General features: G+C 69.0%; 9 protein-coding genes. 3 read left to right on the forward strand and 6 right to left on the reverse strand.

The window, feature by feature from the left end; translation table 11 throughout:
- Nucleotides 1-65 precede the first annotated feature (65 nt).
- From pyk to pta, 3 genes are all read right to left on the reverse strand, one after another.
- The gene (pyk, locus tag STRIP9103_RS09135) at nt 66-1,496 is read right to left on the reverse strand and encodes a pyruvate kinase (protein ID WP_009305752.1); all 1,431 of its coding nucleotides are present in this window, start codon (nt 1,494-1,496) and stop codon (nt 66-68) included.
- A 188-nt stretch (nt 1,497-1,684) separates the two neighbouring features.
- Nucleotides 1,685-2,896 carry an acetate kinase gene (locus STRIP9103_RS09140; RefSeq protein WP_009305747.1) on the reverse strand — a complete coding sequence of 404 codons (1,212 nt, stop codon included), beginning with the start codon at nt 2,894-2,896 and terminating at the stop codon, nt 1,685-1,687.
- A gap of 59 nt (nt 2,897-2,955) precedes the next feature.
- Nucleotides 2,956-5,055 (reverse strand): phosphate acetyltransferase, encoded by a 2,100-nt coding sequence (gene pta, locus STRIP9103_RS09145; RefSeq protein WP_009305755.1) that lies wholly within the window; start codon nt 5,053-5,055, stop codon nt 2,956-2,958.
- Nucleotides 5,056-5,361: 306 nt separating this feature from the next.
- Here pta and STRIP9103_RS09150 point away from each other — a divergent pair, with 306 nt between their 5' ends.
- Nucleotides 5,362-6,387 carry an ATP-dependent 6-phosphofructokinase gene (locus tag STRIP9103_RS09150; protein WP_009305749.1) on the forward strand — a complete coding sequence of 342 codons (1,026 nt, stop codon included), beginning with the start codon at nt 5,362-5,364 and terminating at the stop codon, nt 6,385-6,387.
- On the opposite strand, the gene STRIP9103_RS09155 is transcribed toward STRIP9103_RS09150, so the two are convergent.
- From STRIP9103_RS09155 to STRIP9103_RS09165, 3 genes are all read right to left on the reverse strand, one after another.
- Nucleotides 6,384-6,974, reverse strand: coding sequence for a hypothetical protein (locus STRIP9103_RS09155; protein ID WP_009305745.1), 591 nt, complete (start codon nt 6,972-6,974; stop codon nt 6,384-6,386). The two genes, STRIP9103_RS09150 and STRIP9103_RS09155, sit on opposite strands and share 4 nt — an antisense overlap.
- Before the next feature lie 59 nt (nt 6,975-7,033).
- Nucleotides 7,034-7,573, reverse strand: coding sequence for a hypothetical protein (locus tag STRIP9103_RS09160; RefSeq protein ID WP_009305756.1), 540 nt, complete (start codon nt 7,571-7,573; stop codon nt 7,034-7,036).
- 176 nt (nt 7,574-7,749) lie between these two features.
- Nucleotides 7,750-8,472 carry a helix-turn-helix domain-containing protein gene (locus tag STRIP9103_RS09165; protein WP_181800377.1) on the reverse strand — a complete coding sequence of 241 codons (723 nt, stop codon included), beginning with the start codon at nt 8,470-8,472 and terminating at the stop codon, nt 7,750-7,752.
- A gap of 255 nt (nt 8,473-8,727) precedes the next feature.
- On the opposite strand from STRIP9103_RS09165, the gene STRIP9103_RS09170 reads away from it, so the two are divergent.
- Nucleotides 8,728-9,228, forward strand: a complete 501-nt coding sequence (locus tag STRIP9103_RS09170) for a TIGR03618 family F420-dependent PPOX class oxidoreductase (protein ID WP_009305750.1) — start codon at nt 8,728-8,730, stop codon at nt 9,226-9,228.
- 355 nt (nt 9,229-9,583) lie between these two features.
- The gene (locus STRIP9103_RS09175) at nt 9,584-10,330 is read left to right on the forward strand and encodes a hypothetical protein (protein WP_009305742.1); all 747 of its coding nucleotides are present in this window, start codon (nt 9,584-9,586) and stop codon (nt 10,328-10,330) included.
- Nucleotides 10,331-10,413 lie beyond the last annotated feature (83 nt).

Consider the following 10,413-nt stretch of genomic DNA (forward strand, 5'->3'; position numbering starts at 1 on the left):
CCTCGGTGCTGTTGTCCTACGACGGTGACGGCGGCGTCCGGTCGCGGGCGCCGCCCATCACCGGGTCAGTCGCGGGCGCCGCCGCCCAGGTGGTGCACCCGGACCATGTTCGTGGTGCCCGGGACACCGGGGGGCGAGCCGGCGGTGATGACGGCGATGTCGCCCTCGTTGAAGCGGTCGAGCTTGACCATCTCCTGGTCGACCAGCTCGACCATCTCGTCGGTGCTGTTCACGAACGGCACGACGTGCGACTCGACACCCCAGCTGAGCGCCAGCTGGTTACGGGTGGACTCGTCGGTGGTGTACGCGATGATCGGCTGGGAGGCGCGGTAGCGGGACAGCCGACGGGCGGTGTCACCGGACTGCGTGAAGGCCACCAGGGCCCGGCCGCCGAGGAAGTCGGCGATCTCGCAGGCGGCACGGGCGATGGAACCGCCCTGCGTCCGCGGCTTCTTGCCCGGCACCAGGGGCTGGAGGCCCTTGGAGAGCAGCTCCTCCTCGGCCGCCGCGACGATCTTCGACATCGTACGGACCGTCTCCAGCGGGTACGCGCCCACGCTGGACTCCGCCGACAGCATGACCGCGTCCGCGCCGTCCAGGATCGCGTTGGCCACGTCGGAGGCCTCGGCGCGGGTCGGGCGGGAGTTGGTGATCATCGACTCCATCATCTGGGTCGCCACGATCACCGGCTTGGCGTTGCGGCGGCACAGCTCGATGAGCCGCTTCTGCACCATGGGGACCTTTTCGAGCGGGTACTCGACGGCCAGGTCGCCACGGGCGACCATCACGCCGTCGAACGCCATCACGACGTCCTCCATGTTGTCGACGGCCTGCGGCTTCTCCACCTTGGCGATGACCGGGACCCGGCGGCCCACCTCGTCCATCACCTTGTGGACGTCCTGCACGTCGTTCGCGTCACGGACGAAGGACAGCGCCACCAGGTCGCAGCCCATGCGCAGAGCGAACCGCAGGTCCTCGACGTCCTTCTCGGACAGCGCGGGCACGTTGACGGCCGCGCCGGGCAGGTTGATGCCCTTGTGGTCCGAGATGACACCACCCTCGACGACCTCGGTGCGCACGCGCGGACCGTCGACCTCGAGGACCTTCAACTCGACGTTGCCGTCGTTGATCAGCACCTGGTCGCCGGGGGAGACGTCACCGGGCAGCCCCTTGTACGTCGTACCGCAGATGTGCTTGTCGCCCGGCACGTCCTCGATGGTGATGGTGAACTCGTCACCGCGCACCAGCTCCACCGGGCCCTCGGCGAAGGTCTCCAGACGGATCTTCGGGCCCTGCAGGTCGGCGAGGACACCGATGGCCTTGCCGGACTCGGCGCAGGCGGCCCGGAGCCGGTCGTAGCGGCCCTGGTGCTCGGCGTGGCTGCCATGGCTGAAATTGAAGCGGGCCACGTTCATGCCGGCTTCGATCAGCGCGACCAGTTGCTCGTGGGAGTCGACCGCGGGGCCGAGAGTACAGACGATTTTCGAACGGCGCATGGGGCGATCCTATCGGTTTGTTTCGCTACGGAATATTCCGGCCGGCGGAAGTGCAAATGGGCGCCTATGTGCTCAGGCGTGTTACCGGTGTGTATTGCTCGGTCGCGGTTCAGGTGTAGCTCAGATGTTCTTTTCCGGGCTCAGATGTTCTTGCTCAGCTGCTCTTTTCGAGGCTCAGATGGTGTCGCTCAGTCGTTCTTCTCGACCAGTGCGTACGTCTGTGTCGCGATCTCCAGTTCCTCGTCGGTCGGCACCACCGCGACGGCCACCCGCGCACCGGGTGGCGAGATCAGCCGCGGCTCGTCGCTCCGTACGGCGTTGAGGTCGCCGTCCACGGCCAGGCCCAGCTGCTCCAGGCCCGCCACGGCGGCCTCCCGCACGGGCGCCGCGTTCTCGCCGACCCCGGCGGTGAACGCGACCGCGTCCACCCGCCCGAGCACCGCGCAGTAGGCGCCGATGTACTTCCTCAACCGGTGAATGTAGATGTCGAAGGCCAGCTTCGCGCGCTCGTCGCCCGCGTCGATACGCCGGCGTATTTCCCGCATGTCGTTGTCGCCGCACAGACCGATCAGACCGCTCTTCTTGTTGAGGAGAGTGTCGATCTCGTCCGTGGACATTCCGCCAACGCGCATCAAATGAAAGATGACGGCCGGGTCCATGTCACCGGACCGCGTACCCATCACAAGCCCTTCCAAAGGCGTCAGCCCCATGGAGGTGTCCACGCAACGACCGCCCCGCACGGCGGAGGCGGACGCCCCGTTGCCGAGGTGCAGCACGATCACGTTCACGTCGGACGGGTCCTTGCCCAGCAGCGCGGCCGTCGCCCTCGACACATACGCGTGCGAGGTGCCGTGGAAGCCGTAGCGCCGGATGCGGTGCGCGTCGGCGGTCTCCACGTCGATGGCGTAGCGGGCGGCGGACTCCGGCATCGTCGTGTGGAACGCGGTGTCGAACACGGCGACCTGCGGCAGGTCCGGGCGCAGTGCCCGGGCGGTGCGGATGCCGGTCAGATTGGCCGGGTTGTGCAGTGGCGCCACCGGGATCAGCCGCTCGATCTCGGCGAGCACGGCGTCGTCGACGACCGTCGGCTCGGTGAAGCTCTGCCCGCCGTGCACGACGCGGTGCCCGATGGCGGCCAGCTCGGGGGAATCCAGTCCGAGCCCGTCCTCGGCCAGCTCCTCGGCGACGGCCGTCAGGGCGGCCGTGTGGTCGGCGATCGGCCCGGTCCGCTCGCGCGAGGCGCCCCCGTCGGTGAGCGGGGTGTGCTTCAGCCTGGAGGTCTCCTCGCCGATGCGCTCGACCAGGCCCATGGCCAGTCGGCTGCTGTCGTTCATGTCGAGCAGCTGGTACTTCACCGAGGAGGAGCCGGAGTTGAGGACGAGGACGCGGGTGGCGGTCACGGTGGTCGAATGCTTTCTGTCTGTGGGGCGGGGGCCGGCTGTGGGGCTGTCCGCGGGGGTCACCGGGTGGCCGTCCGGGCGGCGGGCGTCTGGGCCTGGATCGCCGTGATGGCGACGGTGGTGACGATGTCCTGGACGAGGGCGCCCCGGGACAGATCGTTGACCGGCTTGCGGAGCCCCTGGAGGACCGGCCCGACCGCGAGGGCGCCGGCCGAGCGCTGTACGGCCTTGTAGGTGTTGTTGCCGGTGTTGAGGTCCGGGAAGATCAGCACGGTCGCCTGGCCGGCGACTTCGGAGTCCGGCAGCTTGGTGGCGGCGACACTGGGTTCGACGGCGGCGTCGTACTGGATGGGCCCCTCGATCTTCAGATCGGGCCGTCGGGAGCGGACGATCCCGGTGGCCTCCCGCACCTTGTCGACGTCGGCGCCCGAGCCGGACGTACCGGTGGAGTACGACAGCATCGCGATCCTCGGCTCCACCCCGAACTGCCGGGCGGTGGCGGCGGACTGGACGGCGATGTCGGCGAGCTGCTCGGCGTTCGGGTCGGGGTTCACGGCGCAGTCGCCGTAGACGAGCACCTTGTCGGCGAGACACATGAAGAAGACGGACGAGACGATGCCGGCGTCCGGCTTCGTCTTGATGATCTCGAAGGCGGGCCGGATGGTGGCGGCGGTGGAGTGCACCGACCCCGACACCATGCCGTCGGCCAGCCCCTCCTGGACCATGAGCGTGCCGAAGTAGTTCGCGTCCGACACGACGTCGTACGCCAGCTCGACGCTCACGCCCTTGTGGGCCCGGTACTGGGCGTACTTCTCGGCGAAGGTGTCCCGGATCTCGGAGGTCTGCGGATCGATGAGCTGACAGTCACCGAGGTCGATGCCCAGGTCGGCGGCCTTCTTGCGGATCTGGTCGACGGGGCCGAGGAGGGTGAGGTCGCAGACGCCACGACGGAGGAGGACTTCGGCCGCGTGCAGGACGCGTTCCTCCGTGCCCTCGGGCAGGACGACGCGGCGCCGGTCGGAGCGGGCCTGTTCGAGGAGGGTGTGCTCGAACATCATCGGCGTGACGCGGTCACTGCTCGGCGCGGAGACGCGGTTGCGCAGCTCGGCGGTGTCGACGTACCGCTCGAAGAGACCGAGGGCCGTCTCCGCCTTGCGCGGGGTGACCGCGCTCAACTTCCCCTCCATGGAGAAGAGTTCGGAGGCGGTGAGGAAGGAGCCGGACTCGACGGCGACCACGGGAGTGCCGGGTGCGAGCCGGGCGGCGAGGGTGAGGACCTCCTCGCTGGGCCGCTCGTTGAGGGTGAGCAGCACACCGGCGATGGGCGGGGTGCCCGCGCTGTGGGCGGCGAGGGCACCGACGACGAGGTCCGCGCGGTCGCCGGGGGTGACAACCAGGCAGCCCGGGGTCAGCGCGTTGAGGAAGTTCGGCAGCATGGCCCCGCCGAAGACGAAGTTCAGCGCGTCACGGGCGAGCCCCGAGTCGTCGCCGAGGAGCACCTTGCCGCCGAGGGCGTGGGTGATCTGGGCGACGGTGGGTGCGGAGAGCGCGGGCTCGTCGGGCAGCACATAGCAGGGCACGGGGAGGGCGAGCCGCGAGTCACTGAGCCGCTCGGCTGTCTCGGTACGGTCGCCGGGCGCGACCCGGTTCACGACCATCGCGAGGACGTCGCAGCCGAGGCCCGCGTAGGCGCGGTACGCGTTGTGCGTCTCGGCGGCCACGGACTCGGAGGTCTGCTTGCGACCGCCGACGACGGCGATGACGGAGGCGCCGAACTCGTTGGCGAGCCGGGCGTTCAGGGACAGCTCGTCGGGGAACTGGGTGTCGGCGAAGTCGGTACCGAGGACGAGGACGACGTCGTAGTCCCGGGCCACGGCGTGGAACCGGTCGACGAGGGTCGAGACCAGCTCGTCCGTGCCGTGCTCGGCCTGGAGGGTGGAGGCCTCGTGGTAGTCCATGCCGTACACCGTCGCCGGGTCCTGCGAGAGCCGATAGCGGGCGCGCAGCAGTTCGAAGAGCCGGTCCGGGCCGTGGTGCAGCAGCGGACGGAACACCCCCACCCGGTCGACCTGCCGGGTCAGGAGCTCCATGACCCCCAGCTCGACGACCTGACGGCCGTCGCCGCGATCGACTCCGGTCACGTACACGCTGCGCGTCACGTGGGCTCTCCGTTTCTTGTGACTGTGGTGGCGGCTGTTTGACTGTGTGCGGCTGTTTGACTCTGTGCGGGTTGTTGATTCTGGTGCCCGCTGGGGTGGGTGAAAATCACCGGCCTGGAGGACGGAAACCCTCTTGACAATACCCTCGGGGATGGATAGGGCGCCCCTTAGGTTGTGGGGGTAGGGGGCCGGTGCGAGGGAGGCCATACGGGCGCGGCAGTGCCCTGGGAGCCGTGAAACAATCGGACTGGCTCACAAGTACCGGCACCGATCAGGACGAGCAGCACGATCAGGAGACACAGCACGATGCGTATCGGAGTTCTCACCGCAGGCGGCGACTGCCCGGGCCTGAACGCAGTGATCCGGTCGGTCGTGCACCGAGCGGTCGCCCACTACGGCGACGAGGTCATCGGCTTCGAGGACGGCTACGCCGGCCTCCTCGACGGCCGCTACCGCACCCTCGACCTGGAGTCCGTCAGCGGCATCCTGGCCCGGGGCGGCACGATCCTCGGCTCCTCCCGCCTCCAGCGCGACCGCCTCCGCGAGGCCTGCGACAACGCGCAGGACATGGCGCACCAGTTCGGCATCGATGTGCTGATCCCGATCGGGGGCGAGGGCACGCTGACGGCGGCGCGGATGCTGAGCGACGCCGGGCTGCCGGTGGTCGGTGTCCCGAAGACGATCGACAACGACATCTCGTCGACGGATCGGACGTTCGGCTTCGACACGGCGGTCGGGGTCGCGACCGAGGCGATGGACCGTCTGAAGACGACCGCCGAGTCCCATCAGCGGGTGATGGTCGTCGAGGTCATGGGCCGGCACGCCGGGTGGATCGCGCTGGAGTCCGGGATGGCGGCCGGTGCGCACGGCATCTGCCTGCCCGAGCGTGCGTTTGACCCCGCTGACCTGGTGAAGATGGTCGAGGAGCGGTTCGCACGCGGCAAGAAGTTCGCCGTCGTGTGTGTGGCCGAGGGCGCGCATCCCGCCGAGGGCACGATGGACTACGGCCACGGTGAGATCGACCAGTTCGGCCACGAGCGCTTCCAGGGCATCGGCACGGCACTCGCCTACGAGCTGGAGCGCCGCCTCGGCAAGGAGGCCAAGCCGGTCATCCTCGGCCACGTCCAGCGGGGCGGCACCCCCACCGCGTACGACAGGGTGCTCGCCACACGCTTCGGCTGGCACGCGGTCGAGGCCGCGCACCGCAGGGAGTACGGGCGCATGACCGCGCTGCGGGGGACGGACATCGTGATGGTGCCGCTCGCCGAGGCGGTGACCGAGTTGAAGACGGTGCCGAAGGATCGGATGGACGAGGCGGAGTCGGTGTTCTAGGGGGCCAAGGGGTCCTTGCCCCAAGGGCCGGCGGCGTCGGGGGCCGCCGGGGCGAGCTCATCGGGGGCGTAGGTCTCCTCGCCGGCGAGGGGGAAGAGGACCACGACGTCGCCGCCCTCGGTGATACGGAGGACCTCACCGACCGTTTCCCCCGGGTGACCGGTCTCGACGGTCGGTGTGACGGCGTCTCCGATGCGCCAGTCCGACTCCTTGTATCGGTGGAGGCGGGCGGGGTCGGCGGGAGCGAGGCCGGTGGGCGCGAAATGCCGCTCCCCGGCGCGCGGGAAGAGGACCACGATGTCGCCGTACTCGCCGATCCTCGTGATGGTGCCGACGGGGTCATAGTCGTGATCGACCTCGATGACCGGCGTCACGGTGTCCCCCACCCGCCACGAGTGCTCCCTGTGGAGCCGGGAACGCTCAGCCGGGGCCAGATCGTCGGGGTGGTAGATCTCGTGACCGGCAAGGGGGAAGACGACGAGGACACCGCCGTCGGAGGCCGCCATGACGACCTCTCCGACCGGATCCTCCGGGTGGTCGGTGGGCACCTTCGGAGTGACGACGTCGCCTTCGTGCCAGCGCGTCATGCGGCTGTCCCTTGCTCGGTCGGACGAAGTTCGATCAGGCTCGGTCGGACGACGTTCCGTCAGTCGAACTTCTTGTTGCACCCCTTCCAGCCTACGTGGCCCTTCACCCAGAACGCGGTGAGAACGCCCTTGCGGCCGTAGTCCTTGCCGCCGTGCTTCAGGTGCAGGTCGGAGGTCATGACGCACATGGTGCGGGCCTTCTTGCCGCGCCCGTACTTGTAGGTGTGGGTCATGGTGTCCTTGTACTTGCTGCCCTTGCTGCCCTTGGCGTAGTTGTTGAGGGCCTTGTCCCAGAGCTTGACGGCCGCGGAGTCGGTCGGGTGGTTCTGCTTCCGCTTGTGGCTTCCACCCTGCTGGATGTGCTTGATGCCGTAGGAGGCGTTGCCGGTGCGGATGAGGGTGTCGTAGAAGTCGCCGCGGAACCAGTACACGACGTGGGCGGACCCGGGACCGCTGCGGGTGTTCTTGGTGCACCAGTCGTCGAAGTCGCAGCTCCAGCCGGCGGGCTTCTTCCTGTGGACGCTGGCGTCCGCCGGTGAGCCGGCGAGGACCAGAAGGGCGGAGGCGGCTGCGCAGATGGCCATGGCCTGTCGTTTCACGGTTCTCCTGTGGGTGGGAGACGGATACGGACAGGCCAGTACCGTAGGGATGAATCGTACTTCTGCTCTATTGTCCTTTGGGGAGGGGCGGTTGGCGGGGGTTGTCGGGGGCTGTCGGGAGGGGCAAAGGCAATCAGCCGGATCGGGCCGGGAGGTCAGAGGTGCCGGTCGAGAGCTCAGTACGCGGTTCGCTGGACCAGTGACCAGAAACGGTCGATGATCTGGTCGAGGTAGTCGCGGCCCGCGTCGCCCGGGTCGGTGGCGGCGGTGCCGTTGGCCCAGGTGAGGCCGGCGGTCGTGCGGCCCTGGTATTCGGTGTGCATCTCCTGGAGGACGTCTTCGACGAGGTGCCGGTCCAGGGAGAGCAGTCTGGCCGCCTGTCGTACGTATGCCTGCCAGCGTGTGGTGACCGCGTTGTGGAGGAGTTCGATGAGCCTCGGCTCGCGTCCCGTGACCGTGATCAGGTCCGGGAGGGAGAGGTCGAGCGCCTCGGCGAGGGCGGCGGCCTGACGGTCGGTGCCGCGCCATACGTCGGCCTCCTCCATGCGGAGATAGGCGGAGAGGTCGAGGCCGATGGCGTGGGCCAGATCCTCCGGGGCCATGGCGCGGGCGAGCCGGTGTTCGCGCAATGTGCGGGGTTCGCCGAGGAGTTCAGCGGGCGAGCACCACAACACGCCCGCGAGCGCGGTGAGTTCGGGGTTCGTCGGGGCGACGGTGCCGTGTTCCCAGGCCGTCACCAGGTCCGTGGTGACGTAGGGCAGATCGTACGAGGAACGCATCCCGTACGCGACGTGGTCGGGGCCCATGCCGAGGGCGACGCGTAGTTTTCGGGCGGCGGGGGCGTCGAAGGGGGCCTGGGGCTGCGGTGGCTGCGCCGGCGATTGTGGGGGTGGGGGGATCTGGGGCTGCTGTGGATGTGGGGGCTGGTGCGGACCCTGCCAGTTCTGCCAGTTCTGCGAGTTCTGCGGATTCCGCGGATTCTGCGGTTGCGCTGAGCGTTGGTGCACGCGCACAACGTAAGGGTGCCGGGGCTTGGTGACTACAGGCTGTTCAGCCACAAACACGGATTGTGGGAATCTACGGCTGGCTGTGAGTCGTGGGGGCTGTGGGGTCCGAGTGACGTGAGTGGGGTGGGCGTGGGTAGGGATGGGGGCATGGTGAAGCTGGACGGGCACATACGTGAGCGGTTGTTGGCGCCGAACTTCTGGCACTTGGCGACGGTCGGGCCGGACGGGGCGCCTCAGGTGTCGCCCATGTGGGTGGACATCGAGGGCGGCGGCGGTGGTGGCGCCGGGGGTGGTGATGGCGGCGGCGACGGTGGTGACGGTGGTGGCGAGTACGTCATGGTCAACACATCGGTCGGGCGGGTGAAGGAGGAGAACCTTCGGCGCAACCCGTATGTCTCCCTGTCTCACATCGACCCCGAGAACCCCTACGACCGGGCCGAGATTCGGGGGCGGGTCGTCCGGTTCGTGGAGGGGGAGGAGGCCGAGCGGTCGATGGATCGGCTCACCCGGAAGTACATCGGTGAGGAGCGGTATCTGTGGCTGCTGCCCGGGGAGCGGCGGTTGATGATCCTGATCGAGCCGTTGCGGGTGCGACGGGTTGTGGGGGTGGAGCCTTTCAGGCCGGGGGTGTTGCCCGAGGAGGCGTGAGAGGGGATCGGGGGAGGAGGGGAGGCGCCGTTCGAGGGGTGCGGTTCGTACGCTGTCGTCGGGCCGCGTGCCCGTTTCGCGGGGAAATCTACACACCGTCAGCACTCGGCGGTCACGGGAGAATTCGGAACAAGTCGAACTCGGCGCGACCTGGTGGATCTTCGGGCGGTGGGAGGACTCGGCGCCGAACTGCGGTGACGAGACGGGCGTCCGGGCGCGGGACCGGTCCAACGGGTCCGCAGGATTGACCTGTTGCGTGCGGTACGCCGTTTACGGGCGGGAATTCCGACCCCTACCGTCGGGGCCTGTGGGTGCCTGCGACAAAGGCACCCTTCGACGGACAACGGGGAGGATCATGCACACCGTACGCAAGTGTGTCGGCAAGCGTGTCGGGACGACGTCGGCGGCCCTGGTGGCAGGACTGGGCACCGTGCTCGCGATGTCCGCGCCGGCGCAGGCCGACACGGCGGGGCCGGGTGGGGCCGGCGGAAGCAGGGGGAGCGTGGAGTTCTCCGTCTTCGACACCGGGGCGGGGATGCCGAGGGACAAGTCGTTCCAGCTGAAGGAACTCACCGACTACGGCGTCCCGAAGCGGACCATGGAGAAGCTGGCGGCCGGGGACGCCGGAGGGGCCGGAAAGGCCCGCGCGGACGTGAACGCTCAAGCACCCGCCGCCCCCGCCGCGCCGCCGGGCAGTTACGACGTCGTGGGCGAGTGGAAGGACAAGGACGGCTGGGACGCGGCCATGCGCAGGGGGTACTGGGACGGGGGCAACGCCGGTTTCGGTATGACCAAGATCGACCAGAAGCACAACCTCAGCCTGGACGCCGTCAAGGCGACCACGATGTATCCGCGCCCCACGCCCGCGGGCAAGGAGCAGCTCGGCGCCACGACGTACAACTACCGCACCGAGGTGAACCACGTGGAGTGCAGCGGCTGGTGGATCTTCCGCAGCTGCCGGGTCACCGAGACGCTGACGGTGCTCGCGGGGATCGACTACCGCAAGTTGCCCGACGGCAAGGCCTTCGGCGCCGTCACCGCGTTCTGTGAGGGCGTGCCCGGCCGGTGCCCCGACTGGGTGCGCAACGCCATCAACATCTGAGGCGCGGTCGGCCGTGATCTGGGGTGTCGGCGGGCATCTGGGCTTCGGCCGGATCCGGGGCTTCGGCCGGGATCCGGGGGTTC

This window comes from Streptomyces ipomoeae 91-03, from assembly GCF_000317595.1.
In the GTDB taxonomy this organism is placed as follows: Bacteria; Actinomycetota; Actinomycetes; order Streptomycetales; family Streptomycetaceae; genus Streptomyces; species Streptomyces ipomoeae.

Excerpts from the sequence above, each read along its gene's own strand:
- pyk (WP_009305752.1), bottom strand. The coding sequence starts at position 1,496 with ATGCGCCGTTCGAAAATCGTCTGTACTCTCGGCCCCGCGGTCGACTCC.
- STRIP9103_RS09175 (WP_009305742.1), top strand. The coding sequence starts at position 9,584 with ATGCACACCGTACGCAAGTGTGTCGGCAAGCGTGTCGGGACGACGTCG.
- STRIP9103_RS09155 (WP_009305745.1), bottom strand. The coding sequence starts at position 6,974 with ATGACGCGCTGGCACGAAGGCGACGTCGTCACTCCGAAGGTGCCCACC.
- STRIP9103_RS09170 (WP_009305750.1), top strand. The coding sequence starts at position 8,728 with ATGGTGAAGCTGGACGGGCACATACGTGAGCGGTTGTTGGCGCCGAAC.
- STRIP9103_RS09150 (WP_009305749.1), top strand. The coding sequence starts at position 5,362 with ATGCGTATCGGAGTTCTCACCGCAGGCGGCGACTGCCCGGGCCTGAAC.